Source organism: Streptomyces sp. HUAS ZL42 (assembly GCF_040782645.1).
GTDB lineage: Bacteria > Actinomycetota > Actinomycetes > Streptomycetales > Streptomycetaceae > Streptomyces.
Window position 1 is genome coordinate 1,896,114 of the sequence record NZ_CP160403.1, and the last position, 22,143, is coordinate 1,918,256.

Consider the following 22,143-nt stretch of genomic DNA (forward strand, 5'->3'; position numbering starts at 1 on the left):
CGCAGGCGGGAGCGGCCCTTCCAGTGGCACACGAGCGGAAAGGGGTCGGGACCCGCGGCCGGTACGGGGGATTCCCGGCCACAGGTCCCGAGTCGGTGACGAGGTATCCGGGGCGGCACCTCGTGGTGTGGTCGCCGCGTCAGCGGGAGACGGGCGCCTCGGCCTCCTCCGCAGCCGGGACGGCCGGCTGCTGGGCGGGAGCCTTCTTCAGGTTCAGGGCGGCCAGGGCACCGAGCAGCGCGGCCGCCGCGGTGACCCAGCCGGCCGTGCGAAGACCGTCGACGACGTCGGCGTCACTCGGGGCCGGCGCACCGGCGGACAGGTCCAGGCCGGAGTTGGCGATGACCAGGATGACGGCCAGACCGACGGCGGCACCGATCTGCTGGGCGGTGGAGGCGAGCGCCGAGGCCACGCCCTGCTCGGCCGGGTCTACCCCGGCACCGGCGGTGGCGAAGATCGAGGTGAAGGCGAGACCGCCGCCGAAGCCGTAGATGGCGACTCCGGGCAGCACCGCCCAATAGCTGCCGCCGGTGACCATGCCGAGCGCCATGGCGCCCATGCCGATGCCGTAGATGAGCATTCCGAGCGAGAGCGTCCCGCGCAGACCCGTCTTGTTCAGCATGGCGGCGGCGATCTTGCCGCCGGCCAGCATCGCCAGCACACCCAGCGGCAGGAAGGCCAGGCCGGCCTCCAGGGCGTTGTAGTCGAGGATGTTCTGGATGTAGGTGGTGAACAGGTAGTAGCCGCCGCTCAGGGCACTCATGTGCAGGAACGCCACCATCATCGAGGTGATGAGGCTGCGGTTGCCGAACATCCGCAGCGGCGCCAGCGGGGCGCTGGTCTTGGCCTCGATGGCGAAGAACGAGGCGATCAGCAGCAGACCGACGATCAGCGAGCCGAGAACGCGGGGGGTGGTCCAGCCGGACTCCGGGCCGCTGACCAGACCGAAGACCACGAGCGTGGCACCGATGGTGACCACCAGGGCGCCTGGGACGTCGAAGCCCTGGCGGGGGCCGGTGCGCGGGGCGTCGGGAGCGAGCAGGCTGGGCACGCCGAGCAGCGCGACGGCGGCCAGCGGCACCATGAAGAAGAAGACCCACTCCCAGCCGAGGCTCTGGGTGAGCACACCGCCGAGCAGCGCACCTGCGGCGAGACCGCCGCTGCCGGTGGCACCCCAGACCGCGAGGGCCCGGTTACGGGCCGGTCCCTCCTCGAAGCTGGTGACGATCAGGGTGAGCGTCGACGGGAAGAGCAGCGCACCGCCCAGACCCTGCACGGCGCGGGCCGCGACCAGTACCTCCGCCGAGCCGGCGAGGCCGCCGACCAGGGCCGAGACGCCGAAGAGAACAAGCGCGGTGACGAAGACGCGTCGGGCGCCCAGACGGTCGGCGGCGCGACCGCCGAAGAGCAGGAAGCCGCCGAAGGCGACCGCGTAGGAGCTGACGACCCACTGCAAGGTCTGCGGCGAGAAGTCCAGGGCCTTCCCGATGTCCGGCAGCGCCACGAAGACGATGTTGTAGTCGACGGCGATGATGAACTGGGCCAACGCCAGGAGCGCGAGCCTCAAGCCCGATCGCTGATGCGAACTTACGGAACGTTCCACTGGATGTGAGCCCTTCTGCAAAGGATCGTCCCGGCCGCGGGTCGGCCGGCGAAACGGGGGGTTGAGCGGTGAGTGAGCGCATGCAAGAAGGAGAGCGGCAGACCGTTCACTGCATGTCGTTCGATTGCTGAGCGGTGTTCAGAGTTAGCACTGGAGATACTACTGACACGCCGTTGAGTGTCAAGCGAACGGCGCTCGGCCCCGGTCCGCAAGCGCGGTCCGGGGCCGAGCACTTGAGGGGGGATCAGGCGGAGACGGAGGGGGCGATGACGATCGGCAGCTTGCCGATCACCCGAAGGGAGACGCCGGGCCACCGCTCGACCGGCTCGTCGTCGAGGCGCATGTCGTACTCGAGGAGGGCGGCCAGCGCCTCCTGCGCGATCATGCGCGCGACCGGAGCGGCGACACAGAAGTGAATGCCGTGCCCGAAACCGAGGTTGCGGCTCTGGGTACGGCTGACGTCTAGCCGCTCGGGGTCGTCGAAGGCGGCAGGGTCACGGTTGGCGGCGGCCATCATCACGACGACGTACTCGCCGGCCCGCACCGGGATGCCGGCCACGTCGGCGTCCTCCAGAGCCGTCCGCGTCACCATGGCCAGGGTGCTGTCGTAGCGCAGCAGTTCCTCGACCGCCGAGGGCACGTGGTCCGGGTGCGAGCGCAGCCACTCCACCTGCTCCGGATAACTCAGCAGGTTGTACACCTGGTTGCCGATCAGGGCGGCCGTCGCGCCGAAGCCCGCAGCCAGCAGGTTCATCAGGAGCATGGCCAGCTCCCACTCGGACAGCCGGTCGCCCTCCTGCTCGGCCCTGGTCAGTTCGCTGATCAGGTCATCGCCCGGCTCGGCGCGCCGGGCGGCGACCAGCTCGATGCCCGCGTTGATGAAGACGTCACGGGCGGCGTTGCGGCCGGCCTTCTGGTCCTCGGTGAGCGTGAAGCCCGGGTCGAGGCCCCGGCCGCTCTCCATCGTGTTGGCGAAGAAGAGCGGGTGGTAGTGCTCGGGGATGTCCATCATGTCGTTGAGGACCTTGGCCGGCAGCGGACGGGACAGCACCTCCTGCAGGTCCACACGGCCGTCGGGGCTCTCCTCGACCGCCTTGGCCAGCAGCTCCCGTGCGTACTGCGCGGCCTTCGGGCGAAGCAGGTTCATCATCTTCGGCGTGAACGCCTTGGACACCAGACCGCGAATTCGCGTGTGGTCCGGCGGGTCCATGAACATGAGGATGCGACCGGACTCGCCGCTCGCGGGGTTCTCCACGAACTGGTCGGCCACCATCGGGTTGACCCCCCAGCCGAACCGGTGGTCCTTCATGACCGCCGCGGCCTCCTCGTAGCCGAACACGGCCACGACCCCGCCCGTGGTGCGGAAGGCCGAGCCGGACTGCTCCCGGATCTTCCGGTAGTGCGGAAACGGATCGGCATGGAAATCAGGGTCGAACGGATCGAAGGGAAGCGTCTGCCGAGCGACTTCCGGGTTGTACGTGATGACATCGGGAATTTTTGCCGTCGCCGCCTCGCTCATATCCACATCCCACTTCCCTGAGAGTCGTTTTCCTAGGATCCGGAAACTACTGACTCTCACCCCCTATGGCCAACCCCTCTCACGGAGCCTGAGCGTTAGGGGGTGCCCTGGTGAAATCTGGGGTTGGCAGTAGGGGTGACCTGCCGATAGCTTCGCCAGGAAATTCGCAGGATATCGCATTTGGCAATCGTTGACATGAGGTTCCGTATGGAAAAGGAAAGCCGCACGGGAACGGTCACGGAATACCCGGAGGTCCTGGGCGGATTCGACCTGACAGATCATTCAAGATTTGCCGAGGGAATTCCGTACGACCTGTTCGCCAGGCTCCGGCGTGAAGCACCCGCGCTGTACCACCCTGCCGGCACGCTGCCGGACGGCGAGGGTTTCTGGGTGCTGACCCGGCATGCCGACATCTCGGCCGCGTCGGTGGACCCGGTCTTCTCCTCGCAGGGCGGCGGCGGCCGGGCCGGAGGCGGCTCCCACCTGGAGGACCTGCCTTTCGGCGGCGGCCTCACGGGCACCGTGCTCGCCATGATGGACAACCCCCGGCACGAGGTCTTCAAGCATCTGCTCGGCCCGGCCGTCGGCCGGGCGGTGTCCGCGCTGGAGCCCGAACTGCGGGCCGTCGCCGCCGCCCTCGCCGACGATCTGGTCGGGCGCGGTACCGGCAACCTCGTGGACGACTTCTCGGAGCCCTTCTCGCTGCGTTCCGTGGCGCTGCTGCTCGGCGTGGAGCGCGAGGACTGGCAGACGCTCACCGAATGGGTGCACACGGTCCTCGGTTTCACCCACCGCAGGACCGGAAAGGTGGACGACGAGTCGCGGGCCGTTTACGCGAGCCTGCGCGGTTACTTCACCACACTGCTCGAAACGAAACGCGCGCACCCGGCCGACGACCTGGGCACGGTGCTCGCGAGCGGGGAACTGCCCCTGGAATCCGGTCAGCCGCCCCTCACCGAAATGGAGCGGGAGGCCAATGCGAGCGTGATGCTGGTCAGCGGTTTCGAGCAGCCCCGCAACACCATCGCCGGCGGCCTGCTGGCTTTCGCCCGGAATCCCGACCAGTGGCGGGAGCTGCGGAAGGACCGGTCGCTGCTGCCCACCGCGGTCGAGGAAGTCCTGCGCTGGCTTCCGGCGAATCCCTACAACCGGCGCACCCTCACCCGGGATGTGGAACTGCACGGTCGGCGCATGCGGGCCGGCGAGAAGGTGACGCTCTGGTGGCCCGCCGCCAATCGCGACGAGGCGGTGTTCCCGGACCCGGACCGCTTCGACATCCGGCGCGACCCCAATCCGCACCTCTCCTTCGGTCACGGCGTGCACTACTGCCTCGGCGACGCCTTCGGCCGGCTCGAGATCCAGCTGGCGCTGGAGGCTCTGCTCGACCGGGTCGAGGAGATCCGGCTGACGGCACCGGAGACGTGGGCGCCCAACAACAAGCACACCGTGCTGCTCGACGTTCCCGTGGAGCTGGTCCCCGCGGAGGACGCGTGACCACCGCGGCCCTGAGCTTCGTCGATGCCCTGTACTCGGGACGGCTCAGCCGGGACCTGTTCCGGTACCCGGTGCAGAGCGCCTCGGACCGGGCGGAGGGCGACGCGGCCGTGGCCGGGCTGACGGCGTTCCTGCGCGACCGGCTCGACCCCGACCAGGTGGACCTCACCGGCACGCTGCCGGAGGGGTTCCTCGACGACCTGCGCGCGAGCGGGTACCTGAAGCTGCGCCTGGGCATGGAGATCGGCGGCCTGGACCTGTCCGCGTACAACGCCTTCCGTGCCATCGAGCACGCCGCCGACTACTGCATGCCTGCGGGCCAGATGCTGGCGATCCAGGCGGGCGTCGGAGCACCCGCGCTGCTTCCCGCGCTGCCGCCGGGTTCGCTGCGGGAGTTCGTCGCCAAGCAACTCGCCGACGGAGCGGTCTCGGGCTTCGGACTGACCGAGCCCGCCGGCCAGAACAACGCCTGGCCCGGCACGACCGCCACCCGGTCCGCCGACGGCTCGGTCTACGTCCTCAGGGGCGAGAAGGTGTTCACGGGTCACGGTCCGGTGGCGAACCTGCTGCCGGTCGCGGCGACCGAACACACCGAGGACGGGCGGAGGTTGTGCATCTGCTTCGTGGACACGTCCGCCGCCGGCTTCGAGGTGACCTCGTGCATCGAGTTCACGGGCAGCCGGGGCCTGCCCAACGGAGCACTGCGCTTCGACGGCCTGGAGGTGCCGGCCGAGTACGTGGTGCGGAGCGATCCGGAGGACGCACGTTTCCCCGACCGGATGGCCTCGGCCGTCCTCATCGGCCAGCTGTACTTCACCGCGGCTCCGGCTGTGGCCATCGCCAAGCTGTGCCGTCGCTGGTCGGGCGAGTTCGTCACCCGGCGCAGGATCAACGGCCGGGCGCTGAGCGAGTACGACGAGATCCAGCGGATGCTCGGCGAGACCCTGGCCGAGGTGTACGCCATGGAGAGCGTCGCCCAGTGGAGTCTCCTCGGCTCGGGGCCGGAGGAGCGCTGGTTCGAGAGGCTGACGGCCAAGAACCTGGCGGTGCGGACCTGCTGGCGGATCGTGGACCGGACGGTCTCGCTGTACGGCGCGGAGGGCATCGAGACGCTGCCGAGCAAGCTGCGACGCGGTGCGGTCCCCGTGCCACTGGAGCGCAGGCTCAGGGACGCCCGGGGACTGCGCATCGCCGGCAACGTGGACTTCCAGCTGGACAGCCAGGCCGCTCGACGCCTGCTGACCTGGTTCGCCACGAGGGCCGAGGACGAGTCCGGGGCCCTCGCCCGCGAACTCGGTGCGGAACACACGGACGAGGACCGCCTGTCCGGGGCGAACGCGGCTCATCTGGCAGCGGTACGGGAGCAGGTGCTGCGGTTCCACGAGGTCTGCCGTGAACTGACCCGCAGCCATCCCCGGCAGGAGGATCTCTTCGAACAGGAGCACACAGTGATCCTGCTCGGCCGTGTCGCGGCGGAACTGTTCGCGATGTACGCGGTCCTCGCCAGGGCCGGGACCGAGCAGTCCGGCGACGACGGCGAGCAGGACGGTCAGCGGCTCGCGGACGTGTACTGCACCTCGGCCCGGCATCGTCTCGCCGACCACTGGCGACGGCTCGGCATGGTCACGGAACCCGACTACGCCGGGATCAGCACCCGTTGGCTGGCCGAAGGGCTGACCCGGCTCCGCAACGAGGCCTGACCACACGCGGAACGGCCGGGGGCGCGTCGCGCGGGCGCCGCGGCCCCGGCCGTCCGGCGGCTCAGCCCGCGACGACGCCCTGGGGGTCGCCGACCGCGACGTGCCCCAACGACCTGGACAGGTCGGCCAGTTCGGCGCGGTACAGCTTCTCCGGGTCGCGCACCTGAGGGTTCAGGTGGCCGTAGACCTCGAGGGAGACAAGGCCGTGCATGCGGCCCCAGACCCGCAGCGAGAGGGCCACCGCCGCCGGCGGCAGATCGGGGAACGACTGGCGGATCAGCTCGGCGAACTCGGAGGCGAAGTCCGACCAGGTGTGGTCACTGCCGATGTACAGGTGCTGGGCCTTGGGCCAGGCGGCGGCGACGATCCCGGTGAGCACCGCGCAGGAGCGGTGCTCCGCCTCCGCCGCCGCACCGCCCACCGGCGGCTGGTAGTCGGGCACCGCGTCGCCGTACACCAGCCGGAACTCCTCCGGGTTGGTGACGGCCCAGTTGCGGTAGGCCTGGCCGAACGACATCACCTGCGCGGCCGCGTCGTCCTTGGGGCACTCCTTGATGGCGGCCTCCAGGGCGGAGGCGAGGCTGCTGTAGACGTCTGCGATCAGCACGCTGACGAGGTTGTCCCGGGTGTCGAAGTAGCTGTAGATCGCACCGGCAGTCATCCCCATGTCACGGGCGATGGCACGCAGTGAGATCGCGGCTGTCCCACTGGAGGCCATGTGCTTGAGAGCTGTGGCTTTGATTTCCGCCGTCGTGGCCTCGCGAAGACGCGTCCTCCGGCTCTGAGTCACCTGTCCCATGCTCTGCATCTTAGCAGTGTTGAAACATAAGTGGTCCACTCTGATTTTTGACAGCATTCAATTGACACGCTCAGTGTAGTTAGTGAACGCTGTTCAGCGAGCGATCGCTTGCATTTTGCCACGACTGTCCACGACAGTCCTGCTGAAAGGCTTACGCCGATGAGCACTGGTCTCACCAACGCCCCCGCCGCCGCAGGCGGCACCCTCCGGCTGGGGGATGATCTGACCGTCAACCGGCTGGGTTACGGGGCCATGCGACTCACCGGCCCCGGCTTCTGGGGCGAGCCGACCGACCCCGACGAAGCGGTCCGTGTGGTCCGTCGCGCCGTGGAGCTGGGCGTGAACTTCATCGACACGGCCGACGCCTACGGCCCGTTCAGCAGCGACCGGATCATCAGGGAGGCGCTGCACCCCTACGCCGACGATCTGGTCATCGCCACCAAGGTCGGTCTCACCCGCCCCGGCCCCGACGACTGGCGCCCGGTGGGACGCCCCGAATACCTGCGCCAGCAGACCGAGCTGAACCTGCGTCACCTCGGCCTGGAGACCATCGACCTGCTCCAGTTGCACCGCATCGACCCCGCGGTGCCACTGGAGGACCAGGTCGGCGAGCTGGCCGAACTCCGCAAGGAAGGCAAGGTCCGGCACATCGGGCTGTCCGAGGTGACGGTGGAGGAGCTGGAGAAGGCCAGGGCGATCGCCTCGATCGTCTCGGTGCAGAACCTCTACAACCTGGCGGAGCGCAAGTCGGAGGACGTGCTGCGCTACGCCGAGCAGCACGGCCTCGTCTTCATCCCCTGGTTCCCCCTCGCCATGGGGCAGCTGGCCGGGCCCGGCAGCCCGCTGGAGGCGGTGCTCCAGGACCACGACGCCACCCCGGCACAGCTCGCCCTCGCCTGGCTGCTGCGCCACTCGCCGGCCCTGCTCCCGATTCCCGGCACCTCGTCGGTCGAGCACCTGGAGGAGAACGTCCGGAGCACCTCGATCCAGCTGTCCGACGCCGCCTACCAGGCCATCACCGACGCCTGCTGAGACCGGAGAATCCCATGCCCACAGAACAGCCCGGCCACCGCGTGGTGGCCGTCCGCGGTACACAGGCGGTGAGGGTGCGCATCGACGGCCGTCCGGTCTCCTCGTCGGACCGGCCCGTGCTGGTCTACGAGACCGGACTGCCGGTGCGCTACTACCTTCCTCCGGAGGACGTGGACCTGACGCTCTTCGAACCCTCGGACACCCGCACCACCTGTCCCTACAAGGGTGAGGCCTCGTACTGGTCGTTCCTCGGGGACGAGGGGACCGACGGAACGGCGCAGGGCCACCCGGACGTGGCGTGGTCCTACGTCGATCCGATCGACGCGGTCCCCGAGATCAAGGGGTACATGTCGTTCTACGACGATCTCGCCGAGATCGAGGTGACCGGCGCACCTCCGGAGGCCCCGGCCATGTGAACGGGGCGAGGGGGACTTCGCGCCCCCCTCGCCCTGTCCGTCTCCTCGGCGCCTACACGGTCCAGGTGTCCCCGCCGGCGAGCAGGGCGGCCAGGTCGCCCTTGCCGTACAGTTCGACGGCGGTGTCGAGCTGGTCGGCCATGAGGGTGTCGTAGACCGTCCGTTCGACGTCCCGGAACACCCCGATGGGGGTCGGGTGGTGCAGACGGGAGAGAGCGAAGGCGCGGGTGGGGTCCGGGTCGTGGGCGTCGTGGACGATCTCCTCGCCGTCTGGGGCGAGCCGGTAGGGCCGGCCCTGTTCCAGACGGAGCAGGGCGCTGTCGCGGGTGGCGGGGTCCTTGAGAGAGTCGAAGGCGCCGTCGTTGAAGATGTTGCAGTTCTGGTAGATCTCGACCAGGGCGGTGCCGGGGTGGTCGGCGGCCTGCCGGAGCACCTCGGTGAGGTGTTTGCGGTCGGAGTCGATCGTGCGTGCCACGAAGGACGCTTCCGCGCCGATCGCCAGCGACACCGGGTTGAACGGTGCGTCAAGCGAGCCCATCGGCGTCGACTTGGTGATCTTGCCGACCTCGGAGGTCGGGCTGTACTGGCCCTTGGTCAGGCCGTAGATCCGGTTGTTGAACAGCAGGATCTTGACGTTGACGTTGCGGCGCAGGGCGTGGATCAGGTGGTTGCCGCCGATGGACAGGGCGTCGCCGTCGCCGGTGACCACCCATACGCCCAGGTCGCGGCGGGAGGTCGCCAGGCCGGTGGCGATCGCGGGGGCGCGGCCGTGGATGGAGTGCATCCCGTAGGTGTTCATGTAGTACGGGAAGCGGGAGGAGCAGCCGATGCCGGAGACGAAGACAATGTTCTCTCGAGCCAGGCCCAGTTCCGGCATGAACCCCTGGACGGCGGCGAGGATGGCGTAGTCACCGCAGCCCGGGCACCAGCGCACCTCCTGGTCGGACTTGAAGTCCTTGACGGACAACGCAAGTTCAGTCTTCATGGTGGATCTCCCGAAGTGCGTCGGCGAGATGTTCCGCCTTGAACGGCATGCCGTTGACCTGGTTGTAGGAGTGGGCGTCGACCAGGTATCTCGACCGGATCAGGGTGGCGAGCTGCCCGAGGTTCATCTCGGGGATCACCACCTTGTCGTACGACGTGACCACCGCTCCGAGATTGCGCGGGAAGGGGTTGAGGTGGCGCAGATGGGCTTGGGCGATCGACTCGCCGGCCTTGCGCAGCCGCCGTACCGCGGCCGTGATCGGCCCGTACGTCGAGCCCCAGCCCAGCACCAGTGTCTGCGCCCCGTGCGGGTCGTCGACCTCGATGTCCGGGACCTCGATGCCGTCGATCTTGGCCTGGCGGGTGCGGACCATGAACTCGTGGTTGGCCGGGTCGTAGGAGATGTTGCCCGTGCCGTCCTGCTTCTCGATGCCGCCGATCCGGTGCTCCAGACCCGGCGTGCCCGGAACGGCCCACGGGCGGGCCAGCGTCTGCGGGTCCCGCTTGTACGGCCAGAAGACCTCGGTGCCGTCCTCCAGCGTGTGGTTCGGGCCCGACGCGAACTGCACGCGCAGGTCCGGCAGCTCCTCCAGGTCCGGGATCCGCCACGGCTCGGAGCCGTTGGCCAGATAGCCGTCGGAGAGCAGGAAGACCGGGGTGCGGTAGGTCAGCGCGATCCGGGCCGCCTCCAGGGCCGCGTCGAAGCAGTCGCCCGGGGTCTTCGGCGCGATGATCGGGACCGGGGCCTCGCCGTTGCGGCCGAACATCGCCTGCAGCAGGTCCGCCTGCTCGGTCTTGGTCGGCAGACCGGTGGACGGGCCGCCGCGCTGGATGTCCACGATCAGCAGCGGCAGCTCCAGGGAGACCGCCAGACCGATGGTCTCCGACTTCAGCGCCACACCCGGCCCCGACGTCGTCGTCACCGCCAGCGAACCACCGAACGCCGCGCCCAGCGCCGCCCCGATCCCCGCGATCTCGTCCTCCGCCTGGAAGGTCCGCACCCCGAAGTTCTTGTGCCGGCTCAGCTCGTGCAGGATGTCCGAGGCTGGCGTGATGGGATACGAGCCCAGGAACAGCGGCAGATCCGCCTGCTTGGACGCGGTGATCAGGCTGTAGGCGAGGGCGAGGTTGCCGGTGATGTTGCGGTAGGTGCCGGCCGGGAAGGTCTCGGTCGCCGGCGCGACCTCGTAGGAGACCGCGAAGTCCTCTGTCGTCTCGCCGAAGTTCACGCCCGCCCGGAACGCGGCGATGTTGGCGGCCGCGATCTCGGGCTTCTTCGCGAACTTGGTCCGCAGGAACTTCTCGGTGCCCTCGGTGGGCCGGTGGTACATCCAGCTCAGCAGGCCGAGGGCGAACATGTTCTTGCTGCGCTCGGCCTCCTTGCGAGAGAGGTCGAACTCCTTCAGCGCCTCGACCGTGAGCGTGGTCAGCGGCACCGGATGGAGTTTGTAGCCGTCCAGCGAGCCGTCCTCCAGCGGCGAGCCGTCATAGCCCACCTTCTGCAGGGCACGCTTGGTGAACTCGTCCGTGTTCACGATGATCTCGGCGCCGCGCGGCAGGTCACCGATGTTGGCCTTCAACGCGGCCGGGTTCATCGCGACCAGCACATTGGGCGCATCGCCCGGAGTCAGGATGTCGTGATCGGCGAAATGCAACTGGAATGACGACACACCCGGCAAAGTCCCCGCAGGCGCACGGATCTCCGCGGGAAAGTTCGGCAGGGTCGAAAGGTCGTTGCCGAAAGACGCGGTCTCCGAGGTGAACCGGTCACCGGTGAGCTGCATACCGTCACCCGAGTCCCCCGCGAACCGGATGATCACCCGGTCCAGGCGCCGCACTTCCTTGCTCACTGCCACAGTTCAGTCCTTGATCTCGCAAAGGGCGGCGCCGGAGGTGAGGGACGCGCCGACCTCGGCGCTGAGGCCCTTGATGGTGCCGGACTTGTGCGCGTTGAGGGGCTGTTCCATCTTCATGGCCTCGAGGACGACGACCAGGTCGCCCTCTGTGACCTCCTGGCCCTCCTCGACGGCGACCTTGACGATGGTGCCCTGCATGGGGGAGGCGAGGGTGTCGCCGGAGGCGACCGGTCCGGACTTCTTGGCCGCGGGGCGCTTGGGCTTGGCGCCGGCCGCGAGGCCGGTGCGGGCCAGGGTCATGCCCAGCGAGGCGGGCAGGGAGACCTCCAGGCGCTTGCCGCCGACCTCGACCACGACCGTCTCGCGGCCCGTGTCCTCGTCCGTCTCCGCGGCGTCGGCGGGGGCGGTGAAGGGCTTGATGTCGTTGACGAACTCGGTCTCGATCCAGCGGGTGTGGACGGTGAAGGGGTCCTGGCTGCCGGTCAGTTCCGGCGCGAACGCGGGGTCGGTGACGACCTTGCGGTGGAAGGGGATGGCGGTGGCCATGCCCTCGACCTGGAACTCCTGCAGCGCGCGGGCGGCGCGCTGCAGGGCCTGTTCACGGGTGGCGCCGGTGACGATCAGCTTGGCCAGCAGGGAGTCCCAGGCGGGGCCGATGACGCTGCCGGACTCGACGCCGGCGTCCAGGCGCACGCCCGGGCCGGTGGGCGCGGTGAAGGCGGTGACGGTGCCGGGGGCGGGCAAAAAGGCCCGGCCGGGGTCCTCGCCGTTGATGCGGAACTCGATGGAGTGGCCGCGCAGCCGCGGGTCGCCGTAGCCGAGTTCTTCGCCGTCGGCGATGCGGAACATCTCGCGCACCAGGTCGATGCCGGCGACCTCCTCGGTGACCGGGTGCTCGACCTGCAGACGGGTGTTGACCTCGAGGAAGGAGATGGTGCCGTCCGCGCCGACGAGGAACTCCACGGTGCCGGCCCCGACGTAGCCGGCCTCCTTCAGGATGGCCTTGGAGGCGGAGTACAGCTCGGCGACCTGCGCCTCGGACAGGAACGGCGCCGGGGCCTCCTCGACCAGTTTCTGGTGCCGGCGCTGCAGCGAGCAGTCCCGGGTGGAGACGACCACGACGTTGCCGTGGGAGTCGGCCAGGCACTGTGTCTCCACGTGCCGGGGCTTGTCGAGGTAGCGCTCGACGAAGCACTCGCCGCGCCCGAACGCGGCGACGGCCTCGCGGACCGCCGACTCGTACAGCTCGGGCACCTCGTCCAGGATGCGGGCGACCTTCAGGCCGCGCCCGCCGCCGCCGAAGGCGGCCTTGATGGCGATCGGCAGGCCGTGCTCGCGGGCGAAGGCGACGACCTCCTCGGCACCGGAGACGGGGTCGGGGGTGCCGGCCACCAGCGGGGCTCCGGCGCGCTGGGCGATGTGCCGGGCGGCGACCTTGTCACCGAGGTCGCGGATGGCCTGCGGGGGCGGGCCGATCCAGATCAGACCGGCGTCCAAAACGGCCTGGGCGAAGTCGGCGTTCTCCGACAGGAAGCCGTAGCCCGGGTGGACGGCGTCCGCACCGGACTCGCGTGCCGCCTTCAGCACCTTGTCGATGTCCAGGTAGCTGGTGGCCGGGGTGTCACCGCCCAGAGCGAACGCCTCATCCGCCGCGCGGACATGCGACGCGTCCCGGTCCGGGTCGGCATAAACGGCCACGCTCGCGATTCCGGCATCCCGGCACGCCCGAGCCACCCGGACAGCGATTTCGCCACGGTTGGCGATCAACACCTTGCGCATGCGTCTTCCGTAAGTTGTCGGGTGGCCCCACAGGCCATGGACTGATGGATGGTTCCTCGTCACACGTGCTGCCAGGAACCGGCCGGCAGATGAGCGGACCGCCGGCCCCGGGCCCAGCCGGCCCGGCGTCGCAGCCCGGCCGTCCCGTCCGCGTCTCCCCCGGGCCCCGCCGTCCCGCCGGACTGCTGCCTGGCGAGCAGCACCGCGAGGAGGGCGGCCACGTCCTCCTCGCCGGGACTGCCGCGCAGCACCAACAGATCGTTCATCACCGCTCCTTACGCCGGGGGGTTGCCATGCTTGCGGGACGGGAGCTCGGCATGCTTGGAACGGAGCATGTCCAGCGACCGGATCAGTACCTGCCGGGTGTCGCGCGGGTCGATCACGTCGTCGACCAGGCCACGCTCGGCCGCGTAGTACGGATGCATCAGCTCCGCCTTGTACTCCTTGATCTTCTGCCTGCGCACGCTCTCCGGGTCGTCCGCGGAGGCGATCTCCCGCCGGAAGATCACGTTGGCGGCACCCTCGGCGCCCATCACCGCGATCTCGTTGCTGGGCCACGCCAGGGAGATGTCCGCGCCGATCGAACGGGAGTCCATGACGATGTAGGCGCCGCCGTAGGCCTTGCGCACGATCAGCTGCACCCGGGGCACGGTGGCGTTGCAGTACGCGTACAGCAGTTTGGCTCCGTGCCGGATGATGCCGTTGTGCTCCTGGTCGACGCCCGGCAGGAAGCCGGGCACGTCGACCATGGTGACCAGCGGGATGTTGAAGGCGTCGCATGTGGAGACGAAGCGTGCCGCCTTCTCCGACGCGTGGATGTCCAGGACCCCGGCCACCGAGGCCGGCTGGTTGGCGACGACACCGACCACATGTCCGTCCAGGCGTGCCAGCGCGCACACGATGTTCGTCGCCCACAGCTCGTGAACCTCGAAGAACTCGCCGTTGTCGACGATCTCCTGGATTACCTCGCGCATGTCGTACGCCTGGTTCGGGTCGGTGGGGACCAGGTGCAGCAGGGAGTCGTTGGGGCGGTCGGCCGGGTCGGCGCTCGACTCGACCGGCGGCAGCTCCCGGTTGTTCTGCGGCAGCAGCGAGAGCAGGTACCGGACCTCCTCCAGGCAGCTCTCCTCGTCGTCGTAGACGAAGCCGGCGACGCCGGAGGTGCCGCCATGGACGTCGGCGCCGCCCAGACCGTCCATGGACACCTGTTCGCCGGTCACGGCCTGCACGACATCGGGTCCGGTGATGAACATCTGCGAGGTCTCGCGGACCATGAAGACGAAGTCGGTGAGCGCGGGCGAATACGCCGCACCGCCCGCGCAGGGACCGAGCATCACGCTGATCTGCGGGATCACCCCCGAGTTGCGGGTGTTGCGCTGGAAGATCCCGCCGTAGCCCGCCAGTGCGGTGACGCCTTCCTGGATCCGCGCGCCGGCACCGTCGTTGAGGGACACCAGTGGTGCCCCCGCGGCCTCGGCGAGATCCATCAGCTTGTGGATCTTGGCGGCGTGGGCCTCGCCCAGCGCGCCGCCGAAGATGCGGAAGTCGTGCGCGTACACGAACACCGTGCGTCCGTGCACCTTTCCCCATCCGGTGACCACGCCGTCGGAGTACGGTCGGCGCCGTTCCATGCCGAACGCGGTCGACCGGTGCCGCCGCAGGGTCTCGATCTCCTGGAACGTGCCGTCGTCCAGAAGCAGTTCGATACGTTCATGGGCGGTCAGCTTGCCCTTGGCATGCTGACGCTCGGTCGCTTGCGGGTCGGGACCCTGACGGGTCAGCGACTTCACTTCGATCAGTTCTGCCAGGCGCTCATGGGCCAGCATCGCTACGCTCCTTCGCGGCCTGAGGTCATGGACGGGTCTGACAGCGCGATGCGGGCCAGCAGGCGCCCGGCATCGGCGAGTTCGGCGGGGCTGGTGCCCGAGGCGGCGACGTAGCCGTCGGGCCGCAGGAGCAGAAAGCCCGAGGATCGCCGAACCATGTGGTCGTGGCGGAGCAGCACGGGTGACGCTCCGGCGAACGCCCGGCCGCGCCGGTCCGCTCCGCCGTCGGCCGGACCCAGCGTCAGCAGCCGGAATCCGGGGGGACCGTCCACCACGGCGGGCGGCACCCAGTGCGGAGCCCGCAGACCGGGCTCCGGCAGTCGGCCCGGCCGGGCGGCCGCGAGCCGGTCCGCCTTCCGTTCTCCGTGCGGCGGCCGCTCGGACAGCGTGTCCGGGTAGTGGACCCGCCACCCGGCCAGCAGCGGCACGAACCAGCGGCGGAGCAGGCCCGTTGCCTCGAGGGCGCGCCACGCCCTGTTGCGTACCCGTGCCGCCGCGGGGCCGAGTGTGAAGACCTTCAGGAACCGGTGAGTGGCACGGACGATCTGCTCTGCGGCCTGGCGCCGCTCGGGCTCGTAGGTGTCGAGAATCCGCGGATGCAGCTCCCCGTTGATGACACCCGCCAGCTTCCACGCCAGGTTGTGGGCGTCCTGGAGCCCGAGGTTGAGGCCCTGCCCGCCGAGGGGTGAGTGTGTGTGGGCAGCATCTCCCACCAGGAAGCAGCGCTCGGTGTGCAGGACCGAGGCGATCCGCTCCTGGCTGGTGAACCGGTTGACCATGTCGAGGTCCTCGATCGTGATGCCGCCCGGGCCGCGTTCGTCGAGGAGCTGCTGCACGCCCTCGGCCGTGACCGGATGGCTGTCCGGGACCGCACCGGAGACCCGGATGCGGTCACCGGGCATGGCGGCGAAGACGACCGAGCCCGTACGGCCCAGGAAGTAGTGCACCGCGTCCCGTTCGAGCGCGCCGTCGATCCTGCCCTCGGCGAGCAGGAAACCCGTGGACACCGGGGAGCCGACGAAGTCGATGCCCAGCTTCTCCCGGACGATGCTCCGCACTCCGTCGGCGGCGACGAGCCAGTCGGCCTCGATCGCCTCCGGGCCGTGCGGTGTCTCGGCCTTCACGGTGACGACACCCGCGGTGGTGGCCACGTCGGTCACGCGGACGGATCGCTCCACCCGGCCACCGGCCCGTTCCAGAGCGGCCTCCAGCAGCCGGCTGGTGTTCTCCTGGGGGAGCATCAGGGGCTCGTTCTCCGTGCCGAGCGCCACGCGCAGGGTGCGGCCGCCGGCCAGGTGGTAGCTGGTGGAGCGGATCCTCAGCCCCTCCCGCTCGGCCTCGTCGAGGATGCCGACCTCCCGGAAGACACGCAGGGTGGGCGGGTGAAGCTGGACGGCCCGGGAGCCGGTGTGCGGCTCGGTCTGGGCCTCCACGATGCGCGCCTCGATGCCGCGCTGCCACAGCGCGCTCGCGACGGCCAGCCCGACCGGTCCCGCGCCCACGATCAGGACGGGGCTCCGTTTCATGCCGACTTCTCCTTTGCCGAGGTGGTGGTCGCGGACACTGCGGGGGATGTGCTGTCGAGCCATGTGTGGACGGTCCGCGCGGTGGTCGTGACGTGCTCCTCGATCATCGAGAAGTGGTCGCCCGGCACCTCGACGGCGTCGTGGCGCCACTGCCAGGTGGACTGCCCGCCGCCGTCGAGCGGCCGGGGGGCACCGGGCACGGGCTCGGCGGGCCGCACGAGCAGGACGGGCGCCTTGACGTCGGCCGGCTGCCAGCCGGAGAGGAGATCCAGGTAGCGGCCCATGGCGGTGATGCGGTCGGTGCTCAGGGGCGCGAACTCCCCAAGTCGCTCCGCCATGCCCGCCAACAGCGCGGGGCCGATCTCCGTGAGCGCTTCGCTGTCGGGCAGGAAGGTGTCGAGGAGGATCAGCGCCTCGGGGAAGACGCCCTCGGCCTCCAGCCGCGCGGCGACCGCGTGGGCGAGGAGACCGCCGGACGAGTAGCCGATGAGGGCGAACGGGGCGCCGTCCGCGCGGCGGATCACCGCTTCGGCCACCGCGCCGGTGATCGCGTCGAGGGTCGCCGGCAGGCGTGTGCCCTCCACGAAGCCGGGCAGCGAGAGCGCCGAGACGTCCCGGTCACCGCCGAAGGGGGCGGCGAACCGAGCGAACTGGTGCGGGCCGGAGGTGGCGAGGACGGTGGGGAAGCAGATCAGCGAGGGCTGCCGGCTACCGGTGGCGACGGCCACCGGGTCGGGGACGTCGGCGGACTCGGGGACATCGAAGGACGGACGGCCGCTCGCCACCTCGGCGATCCGGTCGTGCAGCGTGTCGGCCCGGCCTTCGGCGGCGGCGCGCACGTACTGCGCCGCCAGGTCGTCCACCGTACCCGTCGGGCCGCCGTCCCGGTCGAGTTCGTCCCGCAGGAAGCGGGCCAGGGCGTCCGGGGTGCGCCGATCCAGGATGACCCGGGCGGGCAGCTTGAGCTGCAGTACGGCGTCCAGGCGGTTGCGCAGGGCGACGGCGCCCACGGAGTCCATTCCGAGTTCGAGGAAGTCCCGGTGGGCGTCGACGGCCTGAGGGTCGTCGTGTCCGAGGAGGTGGGCGATCTCGGTCCGCACCAGGTCCTGCAGCAGCGTGAGACGCTCGGCCGGGCTCGCCTCCCGCAGCTTCACCAGGACCGTCGCCGTGGCGCGGTCCGCGTCCGCGGAACCCGCGCCCTGCAGCGCCCGCCTGACCTCGGGGATGCCGCCGAGCAGCGGCCCGGGGCCTCCCGCGGCCAGCACCCGCAGATAGGTGTTCCAGTCGACGTCGGCGACGACCAGGGCCGAGGCGTCCTCGTCGAGTGCCTGGCGCAGTGCGGTGAGGGCCCGCTGCGGGTCGATCGGCGGCAGTCCGCGCCGGGTCAGCCGTTCACGCCGGGTCTGCGCGGCGGCCGCCGCCTCGGACTCGGCGGGTTCCTCGTCCCACACGCCCCAGGCCAGCGAGGTCGCTGGCAGGCCGTGCGCCCTGCGGTGCTCGGCCAGCGCGTCCAGGTAGGCGTTGGCCGCCGCGTAGCCGGCGAGTCCGAGACCGCCGCCGAGGGCGGTGGTGACCGAGGAGAACAGGACGAACGCCGACAGGTCCAGGGTGCGCGTCAGCTCGTGGAGATGACGCGCACCGAGCGCCTTGGTGCGCAGTACGGCCTCCAGCCGGGCGGGGGTGAGCGTGCCGAGCGCCTCTTCCTCCAGCAGGCCCGCGGTGTGGAAGACGGCGGTGAGCGGCGCCTCGTCCGCCAAGTGCGCCAGCAGGCCGACCAGGGCGTCGCGGTCGGCCGGGTCTGCGGTCGACACGGTCACCCGGGTGCCCGAGGCGTGGAGTTCGGCGACGAGGTGCTCCGTGGCGTCGGAGGGGGCCTCCGGCGCGACGGTCAGCAGCAGGTGTTCGGCCCCGGCCTCGGCGAGCCGGCGGGCCAGGTGCGCGCCAGGTCCGTGGGTGCCCGCGGTGATCAGGACGGTGCCCCGTGTCGGCAGGCCGGCGGAGGCGGTGCCGTCACCGCCCCGAGGGGCACGCACCAGCCTGCGAGCGAAGAGCCCGTAGGGCCGCAGCGCAAGCCGGCTCTCCTCCCCGGCTCCGGCGAGGACCGCGGTCAGTCGGCCCAGGTCCCGCTCCGCGGGTGCCTCCGGCAGGTCGACGACACCGGCCCACAGGTGGGGCACCTCCAGCAGCGCGACCTCGCCCAGCCCCCATACCTGGGCCTGCACTGGGTCCTCGACGCGGTCGGCGGTGCCGGTGGCGACGGCCCCGCGGGTCACCGACCACACGCGGCGGTCGAAGCCCGCGTCGGACACGGCCTGCAGGAGCAGCAGGGTGCCGGCCAAGCCGTGCGGCAGTGCGGGGTGCGGCTCGTCGGCCGTGCCGTCCAGCGGCAGCAGGGACAGCACTCCGGCGGGCGGCTCGTCGCCGGTCTCCTCGCGCAGCCGGGTGGCGAGGTCCGCGCGGTCGGTGCCGGGTTCGACGACGACGGTGCGGGGGCGGGCCCCGCCGTCCTCCAGCGCCCGGACGACGGCCCGGACGAGCGGCGTGTCCGCGGCGCCGGCGGGTACCGCGACCAGCCAGGTGCCGGCGAGCGCCGTCGGCAGGGGGTCGCCGACGGGCTGCCAGACGGCCTTGTAGCGCAGGGAGTCCAGCTCCGCGTGCAGGCGGTTGTCCCGCCACCAGGACGCGAGGGCGGGCAGCACCGCGCCGAGCGGTCCCGTGTCCACGCCGAGCGTGACGGCGAGGGACTCCAGGTCCTCCCGTTGCACGGTCTCCCAGAACGCGGCCTCTATGGCGTCGGCGGAGGCGGGGTGCTGTTCCGCAGCGGCCTGCACCCAGTACCGGCGGCGCTGGAACGCGTACGTCGGCAGCTCCACCCGGCGGGCCGTGCTGCCGGCGAAGACGCCGGTCCAGTCGACGGGGACGCCGCGTACGTGCAGTTCGGCGAGCGAGGCGTAGAAGCGCTCCAGGCCGCCGTGGTCCCGGCGCAGTGTCCCGACAACGGTGACCTCGGCCTCGGTGCCCTCGGCGGTCTCCTCCACACCGAGTGCGAGCACCGGGTGGGCGCTCGACTCGACGAAGACGTCGAACCCGTCGGAGAGGAGCTTGCGGACCACCGGTTCGAAGCTGACGGGGCGCCGGCAGTTCTCGAACCAGTAGTCGGCGGTCAGTTCGGAACCGTCCAGCACCTCCCGGGTGACCGTGGAGTACAGCGGGACGCGACCGGCCCGGGGGCGTACGAAGTCCAGCAGTTCGGCGATACGGTCCCGGAGGCGGTCGACCTGGGAGCAGTGCGAGGCGACCGTGGCGGGGATGACCCGGGCCCGTACGCCCTCCGCGGTGAGGGTGGCGACCAGCTCCTCCAGGGCCTCGGGTTCGCCCGCCACCGTGACCAGGCTCGGACTGTTGATGCCGGCGATCGACAGTGCGTCGCCGTAGGGCTGGAGCCGCGGCTCCACTTCGGCCCGCGAGGCTCCCACCGAGGCGACCGCGCCCCGGCCGACGAGTTCGTCGGCGAAGAGCTGCGAGCGCAGGACGATGAGCCGGGCCGCGTCCTCGAGGGTCAGGGCCCCGGAGACGACGGCCGCCGCTATCTCGCCCTGGGAGTGGCCGACGACCGCGTCCGGCTCCACACCGTGGGAGCGCCACAGTTCGGCCAAGGACACCATCACCGAGAACAGCACCGGCTGCACCACCTCGATGCGGTCCAGTGAGGGGGCGCCCTCCCGCTCGCGCAGGACGTCCTCCACGTCCCACTCGACGTGGGCGCCTACGGCCCTCGCGCACTCGCGCAGACGGTCCGCGAAGACGGGTGCGCTGTCGAGGAGTGCGACGGCCATGCCGGCCCACTGGGAGCCCTGGCCCGGGAAGACGAAGACCGTCCGGCCGTGGTCCCGCGCGGTCCCGCTGACCACCTGGGCGCGGTTCTCGCCGGTCGCGAGAGCCGTCAGACCGGCCGTCACGGAGTCGCGGTCTCCGCCGATGACGACGGCCCGGCGGTCGAGCATGGCGCGGGTCGTGACGAGGGAATGACCGATGTCGGCGAGGTCGTCCCCGGGGTGCGCGGACAGGTGGGCGGCGAGCCGGGCGGCCTGGGCCTTCAGGGCGTCCCGGCTGCGCGCCGAGACCAGGATCGGCAGCTCGGCCGGTGGGCTTCCCCCGGTCCGCTGTTCCTGTGCGTCGGCGGGGTCTTCGGCGGGGGCCTGTTCGAGGATGACGTGCGCATTGGTCCCGCTCATTCCGAACGCGGACACGGCGGAGCGGCGGGGGCGGCCGGTGTCGGGCCACTGCCGCTGCTCGGTGAGCAGTTCCACCGCGCCCGACTCCCAGTCCACGAACGGGGACGGCTCGTCCACGTGCAGGGTGCGCGGCAGCACACCGTGCCGCATCGCCATCACCATCTTGATGACACCGGCCGTGCCGGCGGCGCCCAGGGTGTGGCCGATGTTCGACTTGATCGACCCCAGATAGAGCGGTTCGCCCTCACGACCCTGGCCATAGGTGGCCAGCAGCGCCTGCGCCTCGATCGGATCACCCAGCCGCGTACCCGTGCCGTGCGCCTCGACCGCGTCCACCTCGTGCACCGCCAACCCGGCACCCGCCAGGGCCCGCTGGATCACCCGCTGCTGCGACGGACCGTTCGGCGCCGTCAGACCATTGGACGCACCGTCCTGGTTGACCGCACTGCCCCGCACCACCGCCAGCACCCGGTGACCCAGCCGCCGCGCATCCGACAACCGCTCCACCACCAGCACACCCACGCCCTCGGCCCAGCCCGTACCATCGGCCGACGCCGCGAACGCCTTGCACCGCCCGTCCGGGGAGAAGCCCCGCTGGCGGCTGAAGTTCACGAACTCGGTCGGTGTGGCGAGGATCGTCACACCGCCCACCAGCGCCATGGAGCAGTCGTCCCGGCGCAGGGCCTGCGCCGCCAGGTCGAGCGCCACCAGCGAGGAGGAGCAGGCCGTGTCCAACGTCACGGCCGGGCCCTCCAGGCCCAGGGTGTAGGAGACCCGGCCCGACAGCACGCTGCGTGCGGCGCCCGTCATCTTGTAGCCCTCGATCTCGCCGGGGGCCTGCTGGAGCGTGAGCTGGTAGTCGTCGGTGACGCAGCCGGCGTAGACGCCGGTGCGGCTGCCGCGCAGGGTGAGGGGGTCGATGCCCGCCCGTTCCAGCGCCTCCCAGGCGACTTCCAGGAAGAGCCGCTGCTGCGGGTCCATCGCCAGTGCCTCACGTGGCGAGATACCGAAGAACTCGGCGTCGAACTCCGCCGCCTCGTACAGGAATCCGCCCTGCCGGGTTACGGTCCGGCCGGTCCGGTCCGGATCGGGGTCGTAGAGGTTCTCGTCCCATCCCCGGTCGGTGGGGAAGCCCGCGATCACGTCGGCCCCGGACGCGACCACGTTCCACAGGTCCTCGGGGGACCGCACACCGCCCGGGTAGCGGCAGCTCATCCCCACGATCGCGAGGGGTTCGCGGCGCTTGTCCTCGGAGTCCTTCAGGCGGCGGCGCGACTCCGTCAGCTCGACGGTCACGCGCTTGAGGTATTCCCGGAGCTTTTTCTCGTCAGGTGTGGCGTTCATTCGTTCCTCGCTGATGTCTGGCAGGTGTCC

The 22,143-nt window shown here is 70.6% G+C and carries 14 protein-coding genes; 4 read left to right on the plus strand and 10 right to left on the minus strand.

All coding sequences use genetic code 11. The annotated features are described in order from the left end of the window. Positions 1–139: 139 nt before the first annotated feature. Both ABZO29_RS08865 and ABZO29_RS08870 read right to left on the minus strand, forming a co-directional pair. Entirely contained in the window at positions 140–1,567 is a 1,428-nt protein-coding gene (locus ABZO29_RS08865) for an MFS transporter (protein ID WP_367319596.1), read from the minus strand. Positions 1,568–1,847: 280 nt separating this feature from the next. Next, positions 1,848–3,122, minus strand: coding sequence for a cytochrome P450 (locus ABZO29_RS08870; RefSeq protein WP_367319597.1), 1,275 nt, complete (start codon positions 3,120–3,122; stop codon positions 1,848–1,850). 207 nt (positions 3,123–3,329) lie between these two features. On the opposite strand from ABZO29_RS08870, the gene ABZO29_RS08875 reads away from it, so the two are divergent. Both ABZO29_RS08875 and ABZO29_RS08880 read left to right on the plus strand, forming a co-directional pair. Continuing rightward, positions 3,330–4,616, plus strand: coding sequence for a cytochrome P450 (locus ABZO29_RS08875; RefSeq protein ID WP_367319598.1), 1,287 nt, complete (start codon positions 3,330–3,332; stop codon positions 4,614–4,616). Continuing rightward, positions 4,613–6,316, plus strand: a complete 1,704-nt coding sequence (locus ABZO29_RS08880; protein ID WP_367319599.1) for an acyl-CoA dehydrogenase family protein — start codon at positions 4,613–4,615, stop codon at positions 6,314–6,316. Before ABZO29_RS08875 ends, ABZO29_RS08880 begins: the two co-directional genes overlap by 4 nt. Before the next feature lie 61 nt (positions 6,317–6,377). Here ABZO29_RS08880 and ABZO29_RS08885 read toward each other — a convergent pair whose 3' ends face one another. Further along, positions 6,378–7,172, minus strand: a complete 795-nt coding sequence (locus ABZO29_RS08885) for a TetR/AcrR family transcriptional regulator (RefSeq protein WP_367319600.1) — start codon at positions 7,170–7,172, stop codon at positions 6,378–6,380. Positions 7,173–7,274: 102 nt separating this feature from the next. Between ABZO29_RS08885 and ABZO29_RS08890 the strand changes: the two genes are divergently transcribed. Next, positions 7,275–8,147: an aldo/keto reductase gene (locus tag ABZO29_RS08890; RefSeq protein WP_367319601.1), complete on the plus strand. Its 873-nt coding sequence runs from the start codon at positions 7,275–7,277 to the stop codon at positions 8,145–8,147. A 14-nt stretch (positions 8,148–8,161) separates the two neighbouring features. Continuing rightward, positions 8,162–8,563, plus strand: coding sequence for a DUF427 domain-containing protein (locus tag ABZO29_RS08895; RefSeq protein WP_367319602.1), 402 nt, complete (start codon positions 8,162–8,164; stop codon positions 8,561–8,563). 52 nt (positions 8,564–8,615) lie between these two features. On the opposite strand, the gene ABZO29_RS08900 is transcribed toward ABZO29_RS08895, so the two are convergent. From ABZO29_RS08900 to ABZO29_RS08930, 7 genes are read right to left on the minus strand one after another with little or no spacing between them, the layout of a single operon-like run. Beyond that, entirely contained in the window at positions 8,616–9,548 is a 933-nt protein-coding gene (locus ABZO29_RS08900) for a 2-oxoacid:ferredoxin oxidoreductase subunit beta (RefSeq protein WP_367319603.1), read from the minus strand. After that, positions 9,538–11,397, minus strand: a complete 1,860-nt coding sequence (locus ABZO29_RS08905; RefSeq protein WP_367319604.1) for a 2-oxoacid:acceptor oxidoreductase subunit alpha — start codon at positions 11,395–11,397, stop codon at positions 9,538–9,540. Before ABZO29_RS08905 ends, ABZO29_RS08900 begins: the two co-directional genes overlap by 11 nt. Before the next feature lie 9 nt (positions 11,398–11,406). After that, positions 11,407–13,182, minus strand: coding sequence for a biotin carboxylase N-terminal domain-containing protein (locus tag ABZO29_RS08910; protein ID WP_367319605.1), 1,776 nt, complete (start codon positions 13,180–13,182; stop codon positions 11,407–11,409). Positions 13,183–13,241: 59 nt separating this feature from the next. Next, positions 13,242–13,448, minus strand: coding sequence for an acyl-CoA carboxylase epsilon subunit (locus tag ABZO29_RS08915; RefSeq protein ID WP_367319606.1), 207 nt, complete (start codon positions 13,446–13,448; stop codon positions 13,242–13,244). Positions 13,449–13,457: 9 nt separating this feature from the next. Next, positions 13,458–15,008 carry an acyl-CoA carboxylase subunit beta gene (locus ABZO29_RS08920; protein WP_367319607.1) on the minus strand — a complete coding sequence of 517 codons (1,551 nt, stop codon included), beginning with the start codon at positions 15,006–15,008 and terminating at the stop codon, positions 13,458–13,460. Between the two features lie 2 nt (positions 15,009–15,010). Next, the gene (locus tag ABZO29_RS08925) at positions 15,011–16,534 is read right to left on the minus strand and encodes an FAD-dependent monooxygenase (RefSeq protein WP_367319608.1); all 1,524 of its coding nucleotides are present in this window, start codon (positions 16,532–16,534) and stop codon (positions 15,011–15,013) included. After that, positions 16,531–22,113, minus strand: a complete 5,583-nt coding sequence (locus ABZO29_RS08930) for a type I polyketide synthase (protein WP_367319609.1) — start codon at positions 22,111–22,113, stop codon at positions 16,531–16,533. Before ABZO29_RS08930 ends, ABZO29_RS08925 begins: the two co-directional genes overlap by 4 nt. Positions 22,114–22,143: the final 30 nt, after the last annotated feature.